At 30.7% G+C, this 23,548-nt stretch carries 19 protein-coding genes and 1 other RNA gene; 7 read left to right on the forward strand and 13 right to left on the reverse strand.

All coding sequences use genetic code 11. The annotated features are described in order from the left end of the window. Nucleotides 1-6 precede the first annotated feature (6 nt). Entirely contained in the window at nucleotides 7-2,604 is a 2,598-nt protein-coding gene (locus tag MHN29_RS17130; RefSeq protein ID WP_235275899.1) for a DUF4132 domain-containing protein, read from the forward strand. Here MHN29_RS17130 and MHN29_RS17135 read toward each other — a convergent pair whose 3' ends face one another. Together MHN29_RS17135 and MHN29_RS17140 are read right to left on the reverse strand one after the other, a co-directional pair. Then, complete coding sequence (locus tag MHN29_RS17135) at nucleotides 2,605-3,276, reverse strand: RNA methyltransferase (RefSeq protein ID WP_235275900.1); 672 nt, start codon at nucleotides 3,274-3,276, stop codon at nucleotides 2,605-2,607. Nucleotides 3,277-3,304: 28 nt separating this feature from the next. Further along, nucleotides 3,305-4,537 carry an erythromycin esterase family protein gene (locus tag MHN29_RS17140; RefSeq protein WP_235275901.1) on the reverse strand — a complete coding sequence of 411 codons (1,233 nt, stop codon included), beginning with the start codon at nucleotides 4,535-4,537 and terminating at the stop codon, nucleotides 3,305-3,307. 149 nt (nucleotides 4,538-4,686) lie between these two features. On the opposite strand from MHN29_RS17140, the gene MHN29_RS17145 reads away from it, so the two are divergent. Together MHN29_RS17145 and MHN29_RS17150 are read left to right on the forward strand one after the other, a co-directional pair. After that, complete coding sequence (locus MHN29_RS17145; protein ID WP_235275902.1) at nucleotides 4,687-5,370, forward strand: NAD-dependent deacylase; 684 nt, start codon at nucleotides 4,687-4,689, stop codon at nucleotides 5,368-5,370. Nucleotides 5,371-5,392: 22 nt separating this feature from the next. Continuing rightward, nucleotides 5,393-7,153 (forward strand): amidohydrolase, encoded by a 1,761-nt coding sequence (locus tag MHN29_RS17150; protein WP_235275903.1) that lies wholly within the window; start codon nucleotides 5,393-5,395, stop codon nucleotides 7,151-7,153. A 14-nt stretch (nucleotides 7,154-7,167) separates the two neighbouring features. Here the strand turns inward: MHN29_RS17150 and MHN29_RS17155 are convergent, their stop codons facing one another. The 10 genes from MHN29_RS17155 to MHN29_RS17200 form a co-directional block, all read right to left on the reverse strand. Continuing rightward, nucleotides 7,168-7,641, reverse strand: coding sequence for a DUF6495 family protein (locus MHN29_RS17155; RefSeq protein ID WP_235275904.1), 474 nt, complete (start codon nucleotides 7,639-7,641; stop codon nucleotides 7,168-7,170). A gap of 77 nt (nucleotides 7,642-7,718) precedes the next feature. Continuing rightward, nucleotides 7,719-8,651: a hypothetical protein gene (locus MHN29_RS17160; RefSeq protein WP_235275905.1), complete on the reverse strand. Its 933-nt coding sequence runs from the start codon at nucleotides 8,649-8,651 to the stop codon at nucleotides 7,719-7,721. 74 nt (nucleotides 8,652-8,725) lie between these two features. Further along, nucleotides 8,726-9,397, reverse strand: a complete 672-nt coding sequence (locus MHN29_RS17165; RefSeq protein ID WP_235275906.1) for a Crp/Fnr family transcriptional regulator — start codon at nucleotides 9,395-9,397, stop codon at nucleotides 8,726-8,728. Between the two features lie 75 nt (nucleotides 9,398-9,472). Then, on the reverse strand, nucleotides 9,473-10,621 hold the full coding sequence (gene argE, locus MHN29_RS17170) for an acetylornithine deacetylase (RefSeq protein ID WP_235275907.1): 1,149 nt from the start codon (nucleotides 10,619-10,621) through the stop codon (nucleotides 9,473-9,475). 1 nt (nucleotide 10,622) lies between these two features. Then, complete coding sequence (locus MHN29_RS17175; protein ID WP_235275908.1) at nucleotides 10,623-11,996, reverse strand: YfcC family protein; 1,374 nt, start codon at nucleotides 11,994-11,996, stop codon at nucleotides 10,623-10,625. 92 nt (nucleotides 11,997-12,088) lie between these two features. After that, nucleotides 12,089-14,356, reverse strand: a complete 2,268-nt coding sequence (locus MHN29_RS17180) for an aconitate hydratase (protein WP_235275909.1) — start codon at nucleotides 14,354-14,356, stop codon at nucleotides 12,089-12,091. A 175-nt stretch (nucleotides 14,357-14,531) separates the two neighbouring features. Continuing rightward, nucleotides 14,532-17,309: a bifunctional aconitate hydratase 2/2-methylisocitrate dehydratase gene (locus MHN29_RS17185; RefSeq protein WP_235275910.1), complete on the reverse strand. Its 2,778-nt coding sequence runs from the start codon at nucleotides 17,307-17,309 to the stop codon at nucleotides 14,532-14,534. A gap of 393 nt (nucleotides 17,310-17,702) precedes the next feature. Further along, nucleotides 17,703-18,010, reverse strand: an RNA gene (gene rnpB / locus MHN29_RS17190) — RNase P RNA component class A. Nucleotides 18,011-18,166: 156 nt separating this feature from the next. Beyond that, a complete protein-coding gene (gene dnaJ, locus MHN29_RS17195; protein ID WP_235275911.1) occupies nucleotides 18,167-19,291 on the reverse strand; it encodes a molecular chaperone DnaJ in 1,125 nt (374 codons plus the stop codon). Between the two features lie 64 nt (nucleotides 19,292-19,355). Next, nucleotides 19,356-19,910 (reverse strand): nucleotide exchange factor GrpE, encoded by a 555-nt coding sequence (locus MHN29_RS17200; protein ID WP_235275912.1) that lies wholly within the window; start codon nucleotides 19,908-19,910, stop codon nucleotides 19,356-19,358. A gap of 206 nt (nucleotides 19,911-20,116) precedes the next feature. On the opposite strand from MHN29_RS17200, the gene MHN29_RS17205 reads away from it, so the two are divergent. Next, nucleotides 20,117-20,323 (forward strand): hypothetical protein, encoded by a 207-nt coding sequence (locus MHN29_RS17205; protein WP_235275913.1) that lies wholly within the window; start codon nucleotides 20,117-20,119, stop codon nucleotides 20,321-20,323. Nucleotides 20,324-20,374: 51 nt separating this feature from the next. On the opposite strand, the gene pepE is transcribed toward MHN29_RS17205, so the two are convergent. Continuing rightward, nucleotides 20,375-21,073 carry a dipeptidase PepE gene (gene pepE / locus MHN29_RS17210; RefSeq protein ID WP_235275914.1) on the reverse strand — a complete coding sequence of 233 codons (699 nt, stop codon included), beginning with the start codon at nucleotides 21,071-21,073 and terminating at the stop codon, nucleotides 20,375-20,377. 70 nt (nucleotides 21,074-21,143) lie between these two features. Between pepE and MHN29_RS17215 the strand changes: the two genes are divergently transcribed. From MHN29_RS17215 to MHN29_RS17225, 3 genes are read left to right on the forward strand one after another with little or no spacing between them, the layout of a single operon-like run. Beyond that, nucleotides 21,144-21,923 carry a carboxypeptidase-like regulatory domain-containing protein gene (locus MHN29_RS17215; protein WP_235275915.1) on the forward strand — a complete coding sequence of 260 codons (780 nt, stop codon included), beginning with the start codon at nucleotides 21,144-21,146 and terminating at the stop codon, nucleotides 21,921-21,923. Nucleotides 21,924-21,927: 4 nt separating this feature from the next. Continuing rightward, nucleotides 21,928-22,743 carry a carboxypeptidase-like regulatory domain-containing protein gene (locus MHN29_RS17220; protein ID WP_235275916.1) on the forward strand — a complete coding sequence of 272 codons (816 nt, stop codon included), beginning with the start codon at nucleotides 21,928-21,930 and terminating at the stop codon, nucleotides 22,741-22,743. After that, complete coding sequence (locus tag MHN29_RS17225; protein ID WP_235275917.1) at nucleotides 22,740-23,543, forward strand: carboxypeptidase-like regulatory domain-containing protein; 804 nt, start codon at nucleotides 22,740-22,742, stop codon at nucleotides 23,541-23,543. The genes MHN29_RS17220 and MHN29_RS17225 overlap by 4 nt, the downstream gene beginning before the upstream one ends. The last annotated feature ends 5 nt before the right edge of the window (nucleotides 23,544-23,548 follow it).

Below are 23,548 nucleotides of genomic sequence, written 5' to 3' on the forward strand. Positions count from 1 at the left end.
ATTGCTATGTTTAATTTTTTAAAATCAAAATTGACTAAAAAAGAAAAAAACATTAACCATATAAGTAAAATTATAAAGGACATAAAAAAAGCTAATAATTACATTTATGGACCTAATGATTTATCTGGAATTGAGGCTTACGAACTTCTCAAAAAAGAAAAACCTTCTTTTATTAAGCCTTTTATATTAGAGCTATTATTGTATATTGAAGAGGTTCTTTTAGAATATTCTAAATTCTATAAAAAAAATGGTCATTCTCCTTATAATCACGATATATTCAATACCAAAACTGTCGCCTTACATTTATTAAGCGCTTTAATGAGAAGAAACCAATCTTATAATGAAGAAGAATGGATTACTTTTTTTAATTCACTATTGAATCTATTGACTAAAATAGATTATAACACCACACATACTACTCTTTCAGATTTTCCAATAAATTATGCTATTCAACAAATTGAACGATATTTAAAAAAGAACGATTTATCTGATGAACTCCGTAGCTTTATTATAAAACTATTAGATTCTGAGTATTTTAATAATACCAATAAGCGTTATTGGGGAAGTGATATTAGTAAAGCAAGAACAAAACTATACAATCTTATTCAGTCTGAAAATGAAGTAGTTTCTTTTTCTTTAAAATCTAATGATATTGGATCTTCCATAAATGAAATAACTAGAAATACTAAAACCAAAAATTCTAAAGAACTACACTCATTATTAATACTACTTAATAGTGTTACAGGGGGAAAACCTACCATAAAACTAAAAAAGCAAATCTCTCTTTTAATAGATAACATCGGTAAGGATATTTACAGAAAAATGGTGCACCAAATTCTGCAAACTACTATAGATTTTCCTATTAGCGTTAAAACTCAAAAATATAACCATGGTAATAGTGAATACGAATATTCACACTACGAATACTTATGTGAACCTTCAAAAAATTTTATAAAAGGTATTGTTTGGAGTATGCAGTTTTTTTCTGATAGAGAAACTATTTCCTTAGTAAGTAATTTATTAGAAAAATCTTATACAAGAATGCCTGGAGTTGGACCCGCAGCCGCAGGTATAGGAAATGCTTGTGCTTATACATTAGGAAATATTCGTGGTAAAGATGGTTTAGGTGCCTTAGCTAGAGTAAAATTAAAACTTAAACAAAATAATATAAAAAAGACGATAGATAAATATTTAGTTGAAGGAGCTAAAAAATATAAAGTATCTGTTGAAGAACTCAAGGAAATGGCTGTTCCTGATTTTAATTTAAAACTTGGTACTAAAACTATTCCGTTCGATTCCTACAAGTTAATTATAACTATTGAAGGTAGTAAAGTTATTCAGCAATGGAAAAAAGCTGATGGTAGTACAATGAAATCAGTACCCAGTATTGTAAAAAACAGTAAAACTTTAACCGATAAATTAAAATTAATTCGAAAGGAAATTAAGGAAATTCAAAAAGTTTATTCAGCACAAAAACAAAGAATTGACAATCAATTCATTTTAAACAGAACGTGGAATTTCTCTTCTTTTAACAAATATTATTTAAATCATGGTATTGTATTTCCAATTGCTTCTAAACTAATTTGGACATTTATTAATCAAAATGGAACTAAAGAGAATGTTATTCTAAGAAATGGTAATTGGGAAAATAGTACAGGAGAGGTAATAAGTTGGATAGATGAAACTTGTAAAATACAACTTTGGCATCCTATTTTTTCTACTGAAAACGAGATTATAGCTTGGCGAGAAAGAATGATTCAAATTGAATGCAAACAACCTATTAAACAAGCCTTTAGAGAATTATATATTTTAACAGAAGCTGAGATTAGTACTCAAAATTATTCTAATAGAATGGCAGCTCATATTCTGAAGCAACATCAGTTTAAAACATTAGCCGTTATGAGAAATTGGAAATATTCTTTGATGGGGGCATATGATGATGGTAGAGATGACGAAGTTTGTTCTAAATTTTTACCCGAATATCAAATCACAGCTGAGTTTTGGATTGATGAATTGCATGATTATGATGCTTTTAACGATGCTGGAATTTGGTTATATATAACCACAGATCAAGTTAAATTTAAAGATCTTAATGGAGAAGTTATAAACCTAATAGACGTTCCTAAGGTAGTCTTTACTGAAATAATGCGTGATGTTGATCTCTTTGTTGGTGTTTGTAGTGTTGGAAATGACCCTGAATGGCGAGATAATAATGGAGATAGGCAATCTAATAGAGACTATTGGGCCTCTTATTCTTTTGGTGACCTTAATGAAATTGCTAAAACAAGAAAAACTATATTAGAACGCTTATTACCTAGACTTACAAAAATTAAAAACAAAGCACATATAAATGGAAAGTTTTTAATTGTAAAAGGAGATTTAAGAACTTATAAAATTCATATTGGTAGTGGTAACATCTTAATGGAACCAAACGATCAATACTTATGTATAGTTCCTGCTCGCTCTAGTGATAAAACTACCGATAAACTATTCATCCCTTTTGAAGGAGATAGAGGGTTATCTATTGTTCTAAGTAAAGCATTTTTATTAGCTGAGGATGCAAAAATTACAGATAGTACAATAACTAGCCAAATTAACAGGTAATTAAGTTAAGCTATTATTATAATATTCAATTAACTTATCAGGATTCTTAATTGTGTTTTTTATCCATTCAAAGTATAAGACTTTTTGCTCTTCTGGAGTTAATTGCCAGTCTACTTTTGTTTTTCGTAAACGAGAAGTAACATCATTCAAAATAATAGCTGCTGCAACAGATATGTTTAAACTTTCTGTAAAACCTACCATTGGAATTTTTAAAAAACCATCGGCTTCTTGTTTTATATAATCAGAAATTCCATCTTTCTCTGCTCCAAAAACAAAAGCTGTTTTTTTAGTTACATCAAAATCGGCTAGCACACATGAATCTGTATGTGGTGTAGTTCCTATTATTTGATATCCCTTGCCTCTTAAATCTTCTAAACACGCCTTAGTATTATCTCCATCTTCTTTAAAACGATTAATATTTAACCATTTCTGACTTCCTTTGGCTACATGTCTAGAAACTTTATTGGTAAATTTATTTTCAATAGCATACACATCTTGAACTCCAAAAATATCACAACTTCTCACTACTGCACTTGCATTATGAGGTTGATAAATATCTTCTAAAACCACGGCAAAATGACGAGTTCTTTCATTTAATACTCTATGAAAAGTATTCTTTCTTTTTTCAGTAATATAGCCTTCTAAATAAGCTAACAATCCTTCATCAATCATACAGCAAACATACTAAAATTATAGTTTCCTATTTTTCTTCTATACAAGGTGATATTTTATCTATATAAAAAATACCATCGAAAGCTGTTAACCAGTTATTTTTATAGCTATAATGACTAGATCCTTTCATATGGAATGTTTCTGAATTATTTTTTAAAGCTTTAAAATTGATAAAAGCATACTGGAGCTTTTTAGAATAAACCCAACTTTCAAAACCTTCCTTTTGAGCATTAATAATTTCATATCCTTCAATATTAGCATTTAAACTTACTCTATCCGTATACCCAACTCTGGAAGAAAACCCGATACTATAAACCTCATTTGCATTTAATCTATCAATAGCGTACTTACCCGCAGAAGTCTTTGTATAAGAATTTCTACTTGATTTTCCTTTAACTAAATGTGCACTATGCGCCCAAAAAATTATTTTTTCATTTGGAAATTTTGTAGCTACTAACCATAAAATATTTTTCCCCATTTGGGTATCGCGTCCTTGTCTATATTCTTTATTTCTCCATGCCATCTTAGCATAAGATTCTAAATTTTCTAAATTCTTAAATAAAAAAGTTTCTTTATTCTTGATGCTCTTTTTTATTTCTGTCAGAGTTTGGAAAAACTTTTTTTGTGTTTTCTTTTTTACCTTTTTAAAATAAGCGTCTTTCTTTTTTGTTTTTTTAACAAAGAAAATCACATCTTTTAATGTTTCTCTAAATAAATTATAGTTATCAATAGTAGAAACATCTATTTCTTTTTCAATATATTTTTCCATCTCACTAACGAAACTAATTCTATCTTCTTCTAAATTCTGTCCTATTTGACAATCAAATCCACTAATTGTAATTGGATTCTTTTTTTGTTGGTTTTTGATGTAACTAAACAATGGATTTACTTGAACACATTTTGACCAAACCGAAAAAATACTTTTCTCAATTTCTTCTATTGGTTTATTCTCATCAGACTTTTTATTAATATTAAAGAAATCACTTTCAAAAGCTAATACATTGAATCCTTTTTTCTCATGCAAATACTTTATAATTCGAGTTTTTGCTTCAAACGCAGTAGCGTCTCCATGATCTTGTTCTCCTAAAAAAACAATTTTAGAATTACCTATTGCATCCCCTATTTTTTTTAAATCTGAAAAATTAGTATCCTTTGGATTTACAGATTTTATTTCTGAAAGATTTTCTAATATTTGATTTTTAACTGATTGTGCTTTTGTTATAAAAGAAACAAACAACAATAATATTGTCAGTTTTTTCATAGTTTATTTTTAAGTTTGATTTGACTTCAAATATAAATGTATCTCAATATTTTTTTTGAGAAAATCAATACTAATATTCCCAAAAATTATCTAATTTAAATAAACTAATGCCTTCTAAAAAGGAAGCTAAAATTTCATATTTTAGTCTCATGAAAAAAAGATTAGTAGTACTAACTGGTGCTGGTATTAGTGCCGAAAGCGGAATTAAAACATTTAGAGATGCTGATGGTCTATGGGAAGGACATAACATTTATGAAGTAGCTTCACCCGAAGGTTTTCGTGCAAATCCTGAATTGGTATTGGACTTTTACAATCAACGTAGAAAACAATTATTGCAAGTTAGTCCAAACGAAGCACATTTTAATTTAGTAAAGCTAGAGGAACATTTTCAGGTAGATATTATTACTCAAAATGTTGATGATTTGCATGAACGCGCTGGAAGCTCTAATGTTTTACATTTACACGGAGAACTTTTAAAAGCTAGAAGTACAGCACATGAACACCTAGTTTATAATTGGGGTTCTGATATTATCTTAGGTAGCTTATGCGAACAAAATTCTCAATTACGCCCCCATATAGTATGGTTTGGAGAAGATGTTCCTATGCTTGAAAAAGCTGTTGAAATTACTTTACAAGCTGATATTCTTGTTATAATTGGTACATCAATGCAGGTGTATCCAGCAGCTAGTTTAATTGATTATGCTCCCGAAAATACTCCTATTTATTTTATAGATCCAAAACCTGCAATGAGTAGCAACTCAATGAATAACTTAACCATTATTAAAGACGTTGCTAGTTTAGGAACCAATAAACTAATAGAGCATTTAATATAAAAAACGCTAAGATTTCTCATCCATGAAAAAGAAAATTCTATTAAGCCTTATTCTTCTATTTTTAATTTCTGGATGGATATTATCAAAGCAAGATTTTAAAAAGGCGCCTCCAACACTTTATTATAATGCTAATATAATTACGGTTAATAATAAACAACCTACTGCAAATGCCATGCTAGTTACTGATGGTATAATTGAAAAAATTGGAGAGCTTAAAAATTTTCCTGAGTTTAAAAATGAAGATTTACAAAAAATAGATCTTAAAGGAGCAACCATAATGCCTGGTTTTATTGATCCTCATACTCATTTTGCTTTATCTATGTTTTTTCAAAACATGTATGATTTATCTGGATTTAAGCATAAAAATAATGCAGAAGTATGGAAATATTTTGAAAAATGCACCTCAAAAGTTTCTAAAAACGAATGGCTTATTTTTAAAGGTTTAGATCCAGTTTTAGTTAGTGATTTAAAAACTCCAACAATACAATACTTAGATAAAATTACTCCTAACAATCCTGTAATTATTTTTAGTCAAAGTTTACATAGTTATTGGGTGAATTCTAAAGCCTTAGAAAGTGTAGCTATTACCAAAAATACTGCAAATCCTTCAAAAAACAGTTATTACGAAAAAGATACTAAAGGAAATTTAACAGGCCTTATTGTTGAACAAGAAGCTTTCAAACCTTTTATAGAAAAACTAAAAAAAGAAGTTCTAACTCCTAAAATATTAAGTAATTCTTCAGAAAAAACAATGTTGAATTATGCTAAAAATGGGAATACCACTATTGTTTCTACAGGTTTAACTATAAACGATAGTAAACCTCTTATTTTAATGAAGCATTTATCCAATAAAACACCAAGTTTATTAGGTAACTTTTTAGCTTTAATTGGTCAATTACCAGAAAGAAAGCCTACTCCTCGTCATTTTATTTATGTACGTCATGATATGACTTATATTTTACCAGAAACAAAAGAAAAGGCTAACGATTTTTATGATATTATAGGAATTAAACACTGGTATGATGGTTCTCCATATACAGGCTCGATGTATATTAATGAACCTTATTTAACTTCTGACTTAACTGAAAATAAATTACACATTCCCACTAACTCTAAAGGAAAAGCTTTGATTGATAATGATGAATTGAAAGAGTTTATTACAAAATACCATAATAGCGGATGGCAAATAGCTATTCATGCCCAAGGTGATGCTGCAAATACTGAAGTGATTAATGCTTTTGAAGAACTTGATAAAGAATTAAATTTCAAAAATTCTAGACATCGCTTAGAGCATTGTTTGCTTTTACCTGAAAAAGAATTATTAAGAATAAAAAAACTAAACTTATTTCCCAGTTTTCACATAAACCATTTACTCTATTATGGAGATGCTTTAAATACCTCTATTTTAGGTGAAGAAAGGACTTCTAAAATATTACCTATCAAAACTGCTTTAAACACTGGTATAGTAAGTACATTACATGCTGATCAACCCATGTTTGAAAGTAATCCTTTTAGGTTAATTCAAACAGCAATTGAAAGAAAAACTAAAAAGGATAATTTAATTGGTAGCAGCGAACGATTAAATCTTCTTGATGCTATAAAAACCTTAACTATAAATGCCGCATATCAAATACACAAAGAAGACAAAATTGGCTCTTTAGAAAAAGGAAAGTATGCGGATTTTATTGTTCTTGATAAAAATCCTTATTCAGTAAAAACAGAAAAACTACATACCATTAAATGCCTTCAAACATTTATTAATGGAAATAAAGTTACTTATTAATTTTAAGGATTCTCTTAGCTTTTTGAAACTAGTTTATTAAAATACTCAAACAACTCTCCTTTCGATATAGCACTTCCTTTTTCTATTAAATCGAAAATTTCAGGATTTCTCTCGTTTGTGTATTTTTTAGCTCCTGTAAAAAATTCAATTTTCTCATCATTAGGATTTTTCATCAACCATTCGAATCCTTCTTGCTCTAATACATTAATATCTTTATCGATTTTTATTACAATACGATGCATTTCTTTCTCGTCGCATTTAAATAAATTAACAACCTTAGGTGAAAAGTGTTCTAAATATTCGGTTCTGGTAAGTACATCATCCCAAACAACATCACTAAAAACATTCATTTCGTCTTCAGCTACATGTGGTTTTTCTTCTTTTAACTGTTTCCATTCTTTAGCATCAATACTTTGTGACGCTAAAAAACGTGCAAACTCTTCGTGTAATCCTTCAAATTGCTCCTTAGTAAGTTGTCTGTATTTCATAAAAAAACCGCCTTTTATAAGGCGGTTCAAATATCTGAATTTCTAAACAAAATAGAAAATCCATATAGAGTTTATATTTATTTGCTCACTGATCCAGAAATTGTTTTTCCTGAATAAGTATTTGCTACTGTAAATGCAGTAGATACTGCTTGATTACTTAAAGCTTGAACAAAAGGTTTTAAACCAAACGGTGCTTGTGCATCATTAGTAGTTGGTTCTATAGAAATAACTACAGTTGCATTTGTTAAATCGATAGGGAAAGTTACGTTAGGGTATCTATTGTTAGGATCTGCGATATAATCTTCACCTGGAAAAGGTGGCACACCATTTGGTCCTTTAAACTCATTATTATTTGCTGCACCAAAAAAGCTTACATCAGCCATATTTGGATCTGAAAATCTTCCTGTTGAAATAGGAATAGCATTTCCTAAATTATCATTTACCACAACCCATCCTTCATAAATCCATCCGTTACCTAAAGTTGGTAAATTTGTAAATCCTCCTGTTGTTGGTGGTAATGCATTGATAAACCAAATTCCGTTGGCATCTGACCCAACTGTTCCAACTGAAGGTGCTTTTAAGAAAGCCTGTCCTGTAGCAGTTTCTAAATTACTATTACCACTAAATAGTGCATCATTTGTAGATGGAGATGCTAAACCGTTTGTAAATGCTCCTTTAGAAAAAATCCATCCACTTGGTGAAGCTAAATCGGCGCCTGTTTCGTTTGTCGATTCAATAGTTAATACATATTCCGTTGCTGCATTTACCTTTGCTATTTCAATATTTGAACTTGTAAAACTAGCTCCTTCAGTATGAGAAAATCTTCCTGTAGAAATTTTTTCTGTTCCTACAATTAACCATCCTTCATATACATAATTTGCTCCTAAATCTGGTAAATTTTGAAATGATTGGCTTACTGTTTTTGTTGTTGCTACATTATCGTTATCATCGCTACAAGAAGTAAAAGTCACAACACTTAATACTGCTAAGCTCATTATTATTTTTCTCATTGTTTTTGTATTTTAAATTTTACAAAAACAAAGTTATAACCTACATTTTTTTTAAAATGTCAGCTAGCTGACACTTAGGCTATATTTTTTCGAAGTCTTAATTCTTTTCTGTTAAATTCTATGATATTGTCTTGTTTTAACTCATTCATAATTGAGTTTAATGTCTGACGTGAAGTACCAATTAAAGTGGCTATATCTTTTTGACTGTAGGGATGCTTTATTACGTGATCTCCATTATCTGGACATTCATACCCATAATCTTCACAAAGATCTTTAAAAAATTCTAGCAATCTTGTTTTGGTATCTTTAAATAAAAGTAATTGCAATCTTCTTTCTAATTTTTTCATTCGCAATCCTATAAACTTATATATCTTAAAACTAACAGATGCATTATCTCTCATTAAATCATGCATGGTATCTTTAGCTACTGGACAAATAAGCGTGTGATTATCTATAGACTGTGCAAATTCATTTCTTTTTTCAATTCCTAAAATTGCTTTTTCTCCAAACAGTTCTCCTTTGGTTAATATTGCTTTAATTACTTCCTCTCCTTCTTCTGTGTAGTATCCTATTTTTACTTTACCCTCATCTATTAAATACAACTTAGTTGCTGCATCATCTTCAAAATAAATATAATCACTTTTCTTATAGGAATTAAACTCATGATCAGCCTTATACTCCGAATATTTATGCGGGCATAGTATTTTAAATAAATTAACTTCTTCGAAGTACCACAGAGATCTCATAGTTAAGGCATTTATTAGGGTATGTCGAAAAAGATTAAAATTCATTACAAAAAAACTCTGGTAATATCCAGAGTTTTAAAGACTAATCTTTTTTATAATATTTTCAATCATTTGAACACCGAGGTTTAATTGTTCTATAGATACAAATTCATTGGCTCTATGTGCTTGTTCTATTGATCCTGGTCCACAAATAATACTTTCAAAGCCTGCTTCTGCAAATTGTCCTGCTTCTGTAGCATATGCTACATAACTAGGTTTGGCATTTCCTGTAACCTCAGCAATAAGTTTTACTATAGAAGCCTCTTCACTAGTTTGAAGCCCCGGAACCGGTGGATGTAATAATGTATTCTCTATTTTAAACTCTGGAAAAAGTTTTCTTTTTTCTTTCTGAAGTTCACTGCAATACTCCTGATAATCGTTTACAATGTCCATAATACTATCTTCTGGTATTGAACGAACATCCCATTGAAATGTAGTATTACCTGCCACAACATTGGTAGCTATTCCTCCTTTTATTTGCCCTACATGCATTGTTGAATGTGGAGGTAAAAATGATTCATTTCTACTTTGTTGCGATAATTCTTTCATTTTGTTTTCTAACCAAAGAATTAATCTAGTACTTTCATGAATGGCACTTACTTCCTTCTCTATTCTACTACTATGACCTTGACTTCCATTTACTTTTGTTTCGACATACAAAATTCCTTTTTGCCCAACAATTGGTTGCATCATTGATGGCTCTCCTATAATAGCATATTTAGGTTTTTCTGTATAATAGGATTTTATATGTTCTGCTAATTCTGGCGCTCTTAAACACCCTATTTCTTCATCATAAGAAATAGCAAAATAAATTGGTACTGATAAGTTAGCCTTCACCATTTGAGGCAATACTGATAAAAAACAAGCAATATATCCTTTCATATCGCAAGCTCCTCTTCCATATAGATTACCTTCTTTTTCTATTAATTCAAACGGATTGGTATTCCATGGTTGACCTTTTACAGGAACCACATCAGTATGTCCTGATAAAATAATACCTCCATCAACAGCTGGTCCTATTCTACAATGTAACGAAGCTTGTGTTTTCTCTTCATTGTATACATATACTGTTTCTACACCGTATTGGTTAATATAGTCGCTAATCCAATTGGCTATAGATAAATTATTTTGTTTACTCAATACATCAAAACTCACAAGTTTTGCTAAGATTTCTTTGGCTGTCATTTTAATAATTTATAAAAGTAGCAATAGTTAAAATAGTCCATGAAAGTACTAATATTATAATTACCAAGGGCAAAATAAATTTAAACCATCTATTTAAAGGAACTCTACACATACTTAGCATAGCTATGAGTCCTCCTAAAGTAGGATTTACCAAGTTGGTTACTCCATCTCCTATTTGAAATGCTAATATGGTTGTTTGCCTAGTTAATCCTAATACTTCTCCTAAAGGAATCATTACTGGAAGTGTTGCCAATGCTTGTCCACTTCCTGAAGGAATAAATAAGTTGATTACTCCTTGCGATATTGACATACCAACTGCAGCAAAAAACTGAGGTAATCCCTGTAATAAATTCGCCATTTCAAAAGATATGGTATCGCTAATATTACTCATATCCATTAACACTTTAATTGTAGTTGCAAAACCTACCATAAAAGCACCTGGAGCTGCTTTTGCTACAGATTCTAATACTGTTTCGCTAAAAGTTGTTGGATTCATTCTTGATACTAAACCACTTCCTATTGCAATCATTAAAAATATTGCTGAAAGTTCTGTAAAATACCAACTGTGTTTAAATACGCCCCAAAGTATAATTCCTAAACCAATAACAAATACACTTAAAACTAAGTAATTACTATTAGTGATTGTATATTCTGAAATAGATTTGGATAATTTTATTCCATTTTCATCCAATCCTTTTCCTATAGATTTTTCTGGATTATCAGTTATTTTTTTTAAGTAACGAATATTATAAAATGCTAATGTTCCTAACGCTAGTAAACATAATATAGTTCGTAATATAGCACCAGAGAATAAAGGTAATTCTGCTATTTTATGACCAATTCCTACTGTATATGGATTTATGGGTGATAACCCAAAACCTACGGTAATTGCTGCCACTGAAATACCAGCTGCTAAAATTAAATCGCCTCCAATAGCTATACTTAATACTGCTGCTAGAGGCACCATAGCAATATTATGTTCATACCCTACAAAAACTCCAAGAAAACCATAAAAAAAAGTAATTAAAAATACGATAAGATACCTTTTTTCATCCCCTAATTTCTTCACTAAAGTTCCAGCTGCATTTTCTATAGCTTGTGTTTTTTCCATAACACCAAACATAATTCCTCCTGCCAATACAATAAAAATTATATTTACCGCCGTTTTAAAACCTAAAGGAATTGCTTTAAAAATATCGAAAAAACTTACAGGTGTACTTTGAATTATCTCATATGAATTTGGTATTACTCTATTTCTTCCTTCTACTAAAACTCTTTCAAATTTTCCTGCTGGAATTATATGCGTAAATGCAGAAACCAATATTATGATAACAAATAGTAAAGTTAAAGCATGAGGGATTTTAATTTTTTTCAAAAGTATTGTTTAAGAATTATCATTCATCCCAAAAATAAAAAAGTGCAGTTAAAAACTGCACTTTCTATATAAAATATTTGATTTTTAGAAAATTAAGCATTCTGCTTTTTTATTAAATTTAATGCTGAACCTTCTTTATACCATTCTATCTGCCCTTTATTATAAGTGTGATTTGCTAAAATTGTATCCTTAGAACCATCAGCATGTACCACTTCTATAGTTAAAGGTTTATTAGGAGCAAACTCATGTAAATCTAAGAAATTAAACGTATCATCTTCTTGGATTAAATCATAGTCAGATTCGTTTGCAAATGTTAATCCTAACATCCCTTGTTTTTTAAGGTTTGTTTCATGAATTCTAGCAAATGATTTTACCAACACAGCTACAACTCCTAAATGACGAGGCTCCATAGCTGCATGCTCACGTGAAGAACCTTCTCCATAATTGTGATCTCCAACAACTATAGTTTTAACTCCTGCTGCCTTATACGCTCTTTGCGTTTTAGGAACAGCGTCATATTCTCCAGTAATTTGACTTTTTACAAAGTTTGTTTGCTTGTTATAAGCATTTACCGCACCAATTAAACAGTTATTTGAAATATTATCTAAATGTCCACGATAACGTAACCAAGGCCCTGCCATAGAAATATGATCTGTAGTACACTTTCCAAAAGCTTTGATTAATAATTTTGCGCCTTTAATTTCATCTCCTATAGGTGTAAATGGCGTTAACAACTCTAAACGCTCTGAATTAGGGTTTACCACAACTTCTACACCACTTCCGTCTTCTATAGGCTCTAAATAACCATTATCATCTACTTCAAATCCTTTTGGAGGTAATTCCCATCCTGTAGGTTCATCTAACATAACTTCTTCTCCATTTTCATTGATTAATTTATCAGTCAATGGATTAAAATCTAAACGACCTGCTATTGCAATAGCCGCTGTTAATTCTGGTGAAGCTACAAAAGCATGCGTATTCGGATTTCCATCGGCACGTTTTGCAAAATTTCTATTAAATGAGTGTACTATAGAATTTTTAGGTGCATTTTTTGGATCTTCATAACGTCCCCATTGACCTATACATGGACCACATGCATTGGTGAAGATTTTAGCATTTAAATTTTCAAAAACTTGTAAAATTCCATCTCTCTCAGCTGTATAACGAACTTGCTCTGACCCTGGATTAATACCAAATTCTGCCTTGGTTTTTAATCCTTTATCCAAAGCTTGTTGTGCTACTGATGATGCTCTAGACAAATCTTCATAAGATGAATTTGTACATGAACCTATTAACCCCCATTCTACTTGCAATGGCCAATCATTAGCTGTTGCTTTTTCTGTCATTTCTTTACCTACTGAAGTAGATAAATCTGGCGTAAATGGTCCATTTAATAAAGGTCCTAATTCTGATAGATTAATTTCAATTACCTGATCAAAATATTTTTCTGGGTTTGCATATACCTCTGCATCACCTGTAAGATGTTCTTTAATTGCATTTGCTGCATCAGCTACATCATCTCTATCAGTAGCACGTAAATAACGCTCCATAGAATCGTCATAACCAAAAGTAGAAGTAGTTGCTCCTATTTCAGCTCCCATATTACATATGGTTCCTTTACCTGTACAAGACATAGCTGTAGCACCTGGACCAAAATATTCTACAATTGCTCCTGTTCCTCCCTTTACTGTTAAGATTTCTGCTACTTTTAAAATTACATCCTTAGGAGCCGTCCAACCTGATAACTTACCTGTTAACTTTACCCCTATTAATTTTGGAAACTTTAATTCCCAAGGCATTCCTGCCATAACATCTACTGCATCTGCACCTCCAACACCAATCGCTACCATTCCTAATCCCCCAGCATTTACGGTATGTGAATCTGTACCAATCATCATTCCACCTGGGAAAGCATAATTTTCTAGTACTACTTGGTGAATAATTCCAGCTCCTGGTTTCCAAAATCCAATTCCATATTTATTAGAAACTGATTCTAAAAAATTAAATACTTCGTTTGAATTATTTAACGCTGTTTGTAAATCTACTGAAGCTCCTACTTTTGCCTGAATTAAGTGATCGCAATGTACTGTAGTAGGTACTGCTACTTTTTTCTTTCCCGCTTGCATAAACTGCAATAAGGCCATTTGTGCTGTTGCATCTTGACATGCTATACGATCTGGTGCAAAATCTACATAATCAACTCCTCTTTTATAAGTAGTCGTTGCTTCCCCATCCCATAAATGCGTATATAAAATCTTTTCAGCAAGTGTTAATGGTTTACCTGTAAGTTTTTTTGCTGCATTAACTCGCTCTTCAAACTTACTATAAACCTTTTTAATCATTTCGATATCAAAAGCCATGTGTTTGTTTAGTTTTTTGTTACATGTCTAAAGTTAGGAAAAAATGACGTAATCGAATTGATTTCATTATAATTAATACAAATAGAAGTATCTGATTAATTGATAAAAACAGTATAAAAAATAAAAGTCCGAGCTTTAAACTCGGACTTTATTTTATTGTAAAAAACAATATAAATTATATTACTAATTGTTTTTGTGATGGCTTAAATTTAGTTAATACTATACCATCTACTGCTGCTTCATATTCTTCCATAGTAGGAGTTCTTCCTAAAATAGTTGATAATACCACTACTGGTGTAGATGATAATAAAGATTGTCCTTTTTTCTCAGCTGTATCTTTTACAACACGTCCTTGGAATAAACGAGTTGATGTAGCCATTACAGTATCTCCTGGCTCTGCTTTTTCTTGATTCCCCATACATAGGTTACATCCTGGACGCTCTAAATATAATTTGTTTTCATATTTAGTACGTGCTGCTCCTTTAGGGTTATCATCGTCAAATACAAATCCAGCATACTTAGCTAATACTTCCCAATCACCTTCAGCTTTTAGTTCATCAACAATATTATATGTTGGTGGAGCTACTACTAAAGGAGCTTTAAATTCTACCTCTCCTTTTTGTTCTTCAATATTTTTTAGCATTTGTGCTAAAATCTGCATATCTCCTTTGTGTACCATACAAGAACCTACGAAACCTAAATCTACTGGCATTGTTCCTTCATAAAAAGATAACGGACGAATAGTATCGTGAGTATAACGCTTAGATGGATCTTCATTATGTACATCTGGATCAGCAATCATTGGTTCAGCAATTTCATCTAAATCAATAACAACCTCTGCATAATACTTAGCATTTGCATCTGGTTTTAACGCTGGTCTTTCTCCTGTTTTTAATTCATTGATACGCTTGTTAGCTTTATCAACTAAACCTTTAAGAACTTGCTTCTCATTATCCATACCTTTATCAATCATGATTTGGATACGCTCTCTAGCAATTTCTAAAGATTCTATTAACGTTTCTTCTTCTGAAATACAGATAGAAGCTTTTGCTTTCATTTCCGCTGTCCAGTCAGTAAAAGTAAACGCTTGATCTGAAGTTAAGGTACCAATATGAACCTCTATAATTCTTCCCTGGAATACGTTTTCTCCTCCGAATTGCTTTAACATTTGTTGTTGTGTCGCATGTACTACATCACGGAAATCCATAAAACTTCTCATCTCTCCTTTGAAAGTAACTTTTACAGAATCTGGAATTGGCATAGTAGCTTCTCCTGTTGCTAAAGCTAAAGCTACAGTTCCTGAATCGGCACCAAAAGCAACTCCTTTAGACATACGAGTGTGAGAATCTCCTCCAATAATTACATCCCAATCATCTACAGCAATATCATTTAATACTTTGTGAATAACATCAGTCATTGCATGATACTTTCCTTTAGGATCACGAGCCGTGATTAATCCAAAGTCGTTCATGAACTTCATTAATCTAGGAATATTTGCTTTAGATTTGTCATCCCAAACTGAAGCTGTATGACATCCTGATTGGTAACCAGCATCTACAATTGGTGAGATAACAGTAGCTGCCATCATTTCTAATTCTTGAGAAGTCATTAATCCTGTAGTATCTTGAGAACCTACAATATTAACCTCAACACGAACATTTGATCCTGTATGTAATGTTTTTCCTGGAGTTGTTCCTACAGCATTTTTATTAAATATTTTCTCTACTGCAGTTAACCCTTGTCCATCTATTGAGATTTCTTTAGATGCAGCATACACTTGAGGTACATCAATCCCTAAAGCTTTACAAGCAAATGTTTGTAATTTTTTACCGAAAACCACTGCATATGAACCTCCTGCTTTAATAAACTCCATTTTTTGTGGTGTTAAAGCTGTTGAGATATCTTTTAACTCTTGATCTCCGTTATATAATTTCTTTGTTTTTGTATTGATCGTTAAAACTGTTCCTGTTTCAACTGAGTACATTTGCTCTAATACTGGCTCTCCATCTTCATCGTAAACTGTATTTCCTTCTTCATCTTTTTTCTTCACCCAGTTTTTTAAATCAATTCCTATACCACCGGTTACACCTACAGTAGTTAAGAAAATTGGTGCAATACCATTAGTTCCAGCAATTACTGGTGCAATATTAATAAATGGTACATAAGGACTTGAAGGAACTCCTGTCCATAATGCAACATTATTTACTCCTGACATTCTCGAAGACCCAACTCCCATTGTTCCTTTTTCAGCGATTAACATAATACGCTTGTCTGGGTGTTGCTCTTTTAATGCCAATACTTCTTGTTGCATTTCTTTATTATGCTCAAACATACATTGACCGTGTAATTCACGATCTGATCTTGAATGTGCATCTGCTCCTGGAGATAATAAATCTGTAGAAATATCTCCGATTCCTGCAACATATGTAACTACTTCTATCTCTTCATCTATCTCTGGTAACTTTGTAAAAAACTCAGCTTGTGCATAGCTTTCGATAATTTCTTTAGCTATTGCATTTCCAGATTTCATAGCTTCTTCTAAACGCTCAGTATCTGCTTCATATAAAAACACTTGAGTTTTTAATACCTTAGCTGCATCTTTCGCTATCTCTTCATCATTTCCTAAAGCTAAGTCTAATAAAACTGCTATTGATGGCCCTCCTTTCATGTGAGATAATTGCTCGAAAGCAAACTCAACAGAAATTTCTTCTACTACAGATTCTCCTAAAATAATCTCTTTTAAAAATTTAGCCTTTACACCAGCAGCACTGGTAGTACCAGGTAAAACATTATAAATAAAAAAGTTAAGAGACTCTTTACGGTGTGCATTATTTACATCTTTAATTTGCGAAATAATATCTTCTAATAATTCACTTCCGTCAATTGGCTTAGGGTGTAATCCTTGGCCTTTTCTTTCTTCAATCTCTTTAAGATAATCTGAATACGTGTTCATAAAAGGTTTATTTTTTAGTAATAAAGAAAACTTATAAGTTGGTTAAACTCTACTTGTAAAAGATATACTACTCTACAGCTAAATTATTTTACTTAATAAATTTTCTTTTATAAAAACTAGCTGCACAATGCTTTTTAAAAAGCTTTTCAACTTTTATAGCTACGTTTTTATATAAATTATTTTGTTAATTTTTAGGCTTAGCAAAATTACGATTTTAGCTTGAGATTAAAAAATAAACAACAAAACCCAAAAAACAATAAATTTACTTAATTAAAAACCTAGTTTTTGAGAAAAATCCAAAAAAAAGCGATTTTAATCCCTTTAAAATTACGAATATGATAATTAGCTGTTTTTTAGATGTTAAAAAATATTGTTATAATGATTCTAAATAAGAAAAAAAGCAGACCAGTAAGCTGGATTCTGTTCCTCTAACGAGGCTCTTATCATTTATCTAGTTTTACAATTACTTGTAAAATCAATCTGCCTACCCCTTAGAATCGCGCGAGTAACGCTCGAGCTCTAATGTACATGGCATTGCACCGCATAGAGTTTACCTGGTTTCACTACAGCATTACCTGTACATACTTTCTGTTGCACTTGTCCTCGGTTTACACCGGACGGATGTTATCCGCTATGCTACTCTTTGGTGTCCAGACTTTCCTACTTATACTAAATATAAGTCGATAAGATAGGTCTGCTTATATATTTTTGTGATTTTTTAATCTTAGTTCATAAAAAACCCACTCAAAACTTGAGTGGGAAAATTGCTATGAAAAAGAAAAAGTGTCTAGAACGTCTCCTAGACACTGCAAATATAAAATTGTTTTTCAAAAAAAAAAAATATTTTTTCTTTTTTTTTAAGAAAACATATCTTTTACTTTCTCAAAAAATGATTTATCCGATTTTTGTGGATTTGGACTAAAGTTCTCGTCTTCTTGCATTTGCTCAAAAAACTTACGTTGTTCTTTAGTTAACTCTTGTGGTGTCCATACATTCACATGAATTAAGAAATCTCCATTTCCATATCTTTCAATACTTGGTAATCCTTTACCTTTTAATCTTAAAATTTTGCCAGATTGTGTACCTGCTTCTATTTTAATTTTTACTTTTCCTGTTACTGTTTGAACTTCTTTTGACGCTCCTAAAACAGCTTCTGAAAAGTTTATATATAAATCATAATGAATATTACTTCCTTCTCTTTTTAGAGTTTCGTGAGGAATTTCTTCAATTAAAACTAATAAATCCCCTGAAATAGAATTCTTACCAGGAGCTTCATTTCCTTTTCCTCCTACTTTTAATTGAACACCTTCTGTTACTCCTTCAGGAATATTTATAGAAACGGTTTCTTCTTTAACTATTAATCCTTGAGCATCTGAACCATTTGGTTTACTACCAATCATTTCTCCTGCTCCATGACATGTACCACAAGTAGTTGCTGTTTGCATTCTACCTAAAATGGTATTGGTAACACGCATTTGTTGCCCAGTACCATTACAAGTAGTACAGGTTTTGTAAGTTACTCCGTCAGCTTGAACCTTTCTTCTAACTTTTACCTTCTTTTCTACTCCATTAGCGATTTCTTCTAAAGTAAGTTTTACACGAATACGTAAGTTACTTCCTTTAACTCTGGCCTGACGTTGTCCGCCACCTCCGAAGCCACCGAAGCCGCCTCCAAATGCACCTCCAAAAATATCTCCGAACTGACTGAATATGTCATCCATATTCATTCCTCCGCCACCAAAACCTCCTTGGCCACCTTCAAACGCAGCATGTCCATACTGATCGTAACGAGCTTTCTTATTCTCATCACTAAGTACTTCATAAGCTTCAGCACATAATTTAAATTTTTCTTCAGCGGTTTTATCATCTGGATTTTTATCTGGATGATATTTAATCGCCATTTTACGGTACGCCTTCTTTATTTCAGATTGTGTTGCTGATTTTGAAACACCTAATACTTCGTAGTAATCTTGTTTTGCCATTTTAATTCAATTGACAATTAGCAATTAACAAAAACAATTGATAACTGATAATTGGTAATTTTGTTTACGCTTGTCCAACCACCACTTTTGGGTGACGGATAATTTTATCTCCTAATTTATATCCCTTTTCTACACAATCGATAATTTTTCCTTTTAAATCATCAGATGGTGCTGGAATTTGAGTAATTGCTTGATGTACTTCTGCATCAAAATCATCTCCAGCCTTCACTTCAACTACTGTTAATCCTTTTTGTTCTAAAGTTTTAACTAACTTTTGATATATTAACAATACACCTTTACGTAGTTCTTCTGCTTCTTTATCGTCTTCTATATGAGTTAACGCTCTTTCAAAATCATCCAAAATTGGCAGTAAAACTGTCATTACTTCTTGATTTGCCGTTTTAAATAACTCAATACGTTCTTTTGAAGTTCTTTTCTTATAATTTTCAAACTCTGCAAATAAACGCAGATATTTATCTTTTTCTACTTGAATTAACTCCTCAGTTGTTGGCTCTTCCTTCTTAATAGCCTCCTCGTTTTCAACAACTTCTTCTTGATTTGCCTCAGCTTCAATATTATCTTTTAACTCGTCTTCTTTAGTATATTGATCTTTACTCATTGTAAATCGTCTCTTTTATTTTCTCTTTATTTAAGCAATAATACTGCCATTAAACAAAAATATGTCAACATGACATTTCATAGTTTTAAATGTTAGACCTTTATACATAAGGAGTTTTAAAATTTTATTAAAAAAAATACTTTTTTTCATTTATAATTTCTACTTTTAGAAAAATTATAAAACAAACTTTAAGTCCCTCATTAATTATGAAAAAAAACTTATTAAACATTAGTGGAGCAACAATTTTAACCAGAAAAGAGCAAAAAAACTTAACTGGAGGAATTTCTTTCGATCAAGACATTCGTAAATGTGGTTGTGATTGTGCAGGAAGAGTTACTGGACCTTTTTACTGTCACCAATTAATAGCTTGCCCTCAGGTTTATACATGTGATGAAGAAGGTGCTTTATCATAAAAACAACTTATTTCAAAATAAAAAACCAGCTTTACAGCTGGTTTTTTTGTATTAATTTATCTCTTTATTTTTTTCTATTTCTATTGGTTCTTTATCTTTCTGAAATAATCTTGCCGATAAATTTCCCTTTAGTACTATTGACTCTCCGTTTACTTCTAACCAACTCCCTTCTCTTAGTCCTAATACCTTAGTTTCATTAAAAACATGATATTCTTTAATTCGTGTTTCTCTTGTTTCTCCCATATGAGTAGAATCTGGATTTGGATCTAAATAATGTGCATTAATATTAAACGGTATAAATTCTAGCGTTTTAAAACTCGGCGGATATACAATAGGCATATCATTAGTGTTCATCATTGTAACACCACATATATTACTTCCTGCACTTGTTCCTAAATATGGTGTTCCCTCTTCCACAACCTTCTTTAAATCAGAAAAAATATTGTTTTTATAAATCTGATTTACTAACTCAAAAGTATTCCCTCCTCCTGTAAAAATTCCTTCTGCTTTTTGAATTCCTTCTTGAGGAGTTTCAAATTCATGTACTCCTACTACTCTCTTATTTATTTTTTCAAATGCTTTCCTAGCAATTGCAGTATACTCATCATAACTTATTCCTCCTGGTCGTGCATATGGAATAAATACAATTGTCTCTATATCCTTAAAAAAATTAGAAAGTGTTGGTAAAATATATTCTAAATATCCACTACCGTGAATTGTTGATGTGCTTGCTATTATAAGTTTCTTCATAAATCAAATTAACAAAAATTTACCATGTTATTAAAACATTTTTAAGAGGGTTAGGTAGTTTATTTGTTACATGAAAAGATTCCTACTTTTATTTTTCACGATATTATCTTTTAATGTTGTAGCTCAAAATAATCCTAAAATTATTTCTGGTTATATTTTTGTGGACAGCATTCCTACTCAAGATGTTCATTTAATAAACAAAAAACTATCTATTGGTACTATTACCGATGAAAAAGGACATTTCGAAATTTTAGCTAACAAAGGAGATATACTTATCGCATCTCACTTAAATATTGAATATACTGAATATAGCATTAGTGATCAAGATCTAAAAACTACAAATATTAGTATTTTTATTGATAGTAAAAATCACTTACTTGACGAAGTTGTTTTAGAAAAAAAGAAAGGAATTTTTGATATCGATAAAGATATTTTAACTAATAATGCTCCTATTGTTAACGCTAAAACTCTAAAACTTCCTTACGCTAATAGTAAAAAGCCTGAAAAAGATAAAACTCTAAAAATTAAATCAGGAGTTTCTGTTAGTCTAAGTGGACTTATTAATTCCATTAACGGTAATAATAGAAGAGAAAAAATATTAAGAAAAGTAAAATCTGAAGATGAAAATATTTCTAAAATAAGAAAACATTTTACAGATGGATTTTTTGTGCAACAGTTAAAAATTAAAAAAGAGGATATCAATTCGTTTTTAGAGCATTGTATTTCCAGAGGAATTATCAATTTGTATAAAAAAGACAAACTTTTAGAACTAACCTCTATTTTAATAGACAATAGTAAAAATTCCCCATACCTTTTAGAAAAAGAACAAACAAAACTTACTCAAAAATAAGCCTATGAATAAACCTTTACTTTTTTTTCTTTTCCTAATTGTACATAATATCAATGCTCAACAAAAAAGAAAGTTTTTATATGCTAATGTAAAAGACAGTTTTAATTCAATTGCTAATGCACACATTATAAACTTAAATACCAATCAAGGTACTTTTTCTAATGATTCAGGTGAATTTAGGATTCTTGCAACAAGAAAAGATTCTCTTCAAATTTCTTTTGTAGGATATGCTACCAAAATCTTCGTTGTGAGTCCCAATGATTTTGGTATGCTAAAAACTACTATCAAGCTAGAAAAAACAGATTATGTATTAGACGAAGTTGTTATAAAAAAGCATAATTTAAAAGGCGTTCTTTCTATTGACTCAAAACAAGTACCCAAAGACCAAGGAATTGTTAAATCTGCAAAAGCTGTAGACTTCTCAATGGTTAATTTTAAAGAAACTATTATTTTACCAATTGATGTTATTGATAGATCAAAAGCTCCTGATATGAGAAAAGTAGCTGACCCTACTTCAAAGTTTGCTGGTATTGGTGTAGGTTTTAGTTCTGGTCCTGATAAATACTCTTTAGAAAAAAGAGAAATGAGAAAGAGAATTGCTTTCAAAGAGAGTTTTCCTAAAAAATTACTATCGGAACTTTCACCTAATTTCTTCTTCAAAGAATTAAAAATCCCAAAAGATAGATACTATCATTTTCTAGATTATTGTAATCATTTAGAAATTGAAAAATTATACAAAAATGGCAACATATTTGATGTGATAAAAATATTAAAACAAGAAAGTGTTACCTATTTAAAAAGTATAAATTTACAAGAATGAAAAAACTCTTACCTTTTTTCACATTAGTATTCCTGCTTTCTAAAGTCCACTCACAAGACTCCAGAAAGTTTTTTTATGCTGAGATAAAAGATAAAATTGGCCCCGTTATCAATGCTCACATTATTAATCTAAACACCAATCAAGGTACTTATACTAATGAAAATGGGGAATTTAGAGTCTTAGCAAAAGTTAATGATAGTTTAAAAATATCATTTGTTGGCTACAAAACGAAAACATTTCATATCAAAATGAAGCATTTTGGTATTCAAAAAAATATTATTGACCTTATAAAAACTCCTTTTGAACTGGATGAAGTAAATCTAAACGAAAATGATTTATCTGGATTCTTATCTTCAGACAGTAAAAAAATTAAATTTAAAAAAGAAATAAATGCTGTTACCTTAAAGCTCCCATATGCTGGAGCTAAAATTTTAACTCCTGCTCAAAGAAAATTACAAACTGCTAAAGGAGGAAGTGTCCCTTTTACGTTTGGTTTAGCAAACTCTTTCTCTTTAGATTACATACTAAACAGCATTTCAGGAAGAATAAAAAAACTAACCAAACATAGAGACATAGAATCTTTAGAATTTAAGGTAGACAAGATAAAAAAGACCTACAGTATACATTTCACTAAAGAATTTGGAATTAAAGAATCTGATATCTACAAATTTATTTATTACTGCAGTTATGATAAAAATTTTAATACTGTATTTAACTCAGGAGAAATAGATTTAATTCAATTTTTTAAATCAAAATCAGAAAGTTTCAAAGAGTCTAACTCCAAAGATTACACACATTAAAATTA

This window comes from Tenacibaculum sp. Cn5-46, from assembly GCF_022347705.1.
GTDB lineage: Bacteria > Bacteroidota > Bacteroidia > Flavobacteriales > Flavobacteriaceae > Polaribacter > Polaribacter aiptasiae.

What these genes read in the sequence shown, in the direction of transcription:
- MHN29_RS17145 (WP_235275902.1), top strand. Translation starts at nt 4,687, where the DNA reads ATGAAAAAAAGATTAGTAGTACTAACTGGTGCTGGTATTAGTGCCGAA.
- MHN29_RS17180 (WP_235275909.1), bottom strand. Translation starts at nt 14,356, where the DNA reads ATGGCTTTTGATATCGAAATGATTAAAAAGGTTTATAGTAAGTTTGAA.
- MHN29_RS17225 (WP_235275917.1), top strand. Translation starts at nt 22,740, where the DNA reads ATGAAAAAACTCTTACCTTTTTTCACATTAGTATTCCTGCTTTCTAAA.
- argE (WP_235275907.1), bottom strand. Translation starts at nt 10,621, where the DNA reads ATGACAGCCAAAGAAATCTTAGCAAAACTTGTGAGTTTTGATGTATTG.
- MHN29_RS17185 (WP_235275910.1), bottom strand. Translation starts at nt 17,309, where the DNA reads ATGAACACGTATTCAGATTATCTTAAAGAGATTGAAGAAAGAAAAGGC.
- MHN29_RS17130 (WP_235275899.1), top strand. Translation starts at nt 7, where the DNA reads ATGTTTAATTTTTTAAAATCAAAATTGACTAAAAAAGAAAAAAACATT.
- MHN29_RS17155 (WP_235275904.1), bottom strand. Translation starts at nt 7,641, where the DNA reads ATGAAATACAGACAACTTACTAAGGAGCAATTTGAAGGATTACACGAA.
- MHN29_RS17135 (WP_235275900.1), bottom strand. Translation starts at nt 3,276, where the DNA reads ATGATTGATGAAGGATTGTTAGCTTATTTAGAAGGCTATATTACTGAA.
- MHN29_RS17200 (WP_235275912.1), bottom strand. Translation starts at nt 19,910, where the DNA reads ATGAGTAAAGATCAATATACTAAAGAAGACGAGTTAAAAGATAATATT.
- MHN29_RS17140 (WP_235275901.1), bottom strand. Translation starts at nt 4,537, where the DNA reads ATGAAAAAACTGACAATATTATTGTTGTTTGTTTCTTTTATAACAAAA.
- MHN29_RS17160 (WP_235275905.1), bottom strand. Translation starts at nt 8,651, where the DNA reads ATGAGAAAAATAATAATGAGCTTAGCAGTATTAAGTGTTGTGACTTTT.
- dnaJ (WP_235275911.1), bottom strand. Translation starts at nt 19,291, where the DNA reads ATGGCAAAACAAGATTACTACGAAGTATTAGGTGTTTCAAAATCAGCA.
- MHN29_RS17220 (WP_235275916.1), top strand. Translation starts at nt 21,928, where the DNA reads ATGAATAAACCTTTACTTTTTTTTCTTTTCCTAATTGTACATAATATC.
- MHN29_RS17150 (WP_235275903.1), top strand. Translation starts at nt 5,393, where the DNA reads ATGAAAAAGAAAATTCTATTAAGCCTTATTCTTCTATTTTTAATTTCT.
- MHN29_RS17205 (WP_235275913.1), top strand. Translation starts at nt 20,117, where the DNA reads ATGAAAAAAAACTTATTAAACATTAGTGGAGCAACAATTTTAACCAGA.
- pepE (WP_235275914.1), bottom strand. Translation starts at nt 21,073, where the DNA reads ATGAAGAAACTTATAATAGCAAGCACATCAACAATTCACGGTAGTGGA.
- MHN29_RS17165 (WP_235275906.1), bottom strand. Translation starts at nt 9,397, where the DNA reads ATGAGATCTCTGTGGTACTTCGAAGAAGTTAATTTATTTAAAATACTA.
- MHN29_RS17215 (WP_235275915.1), top strand. Translation starts at nt 21,144, where the DNA reads ATGAAAAGATTCCTACTTTTATTTTTCACGATATTATCTTTTAATGTT.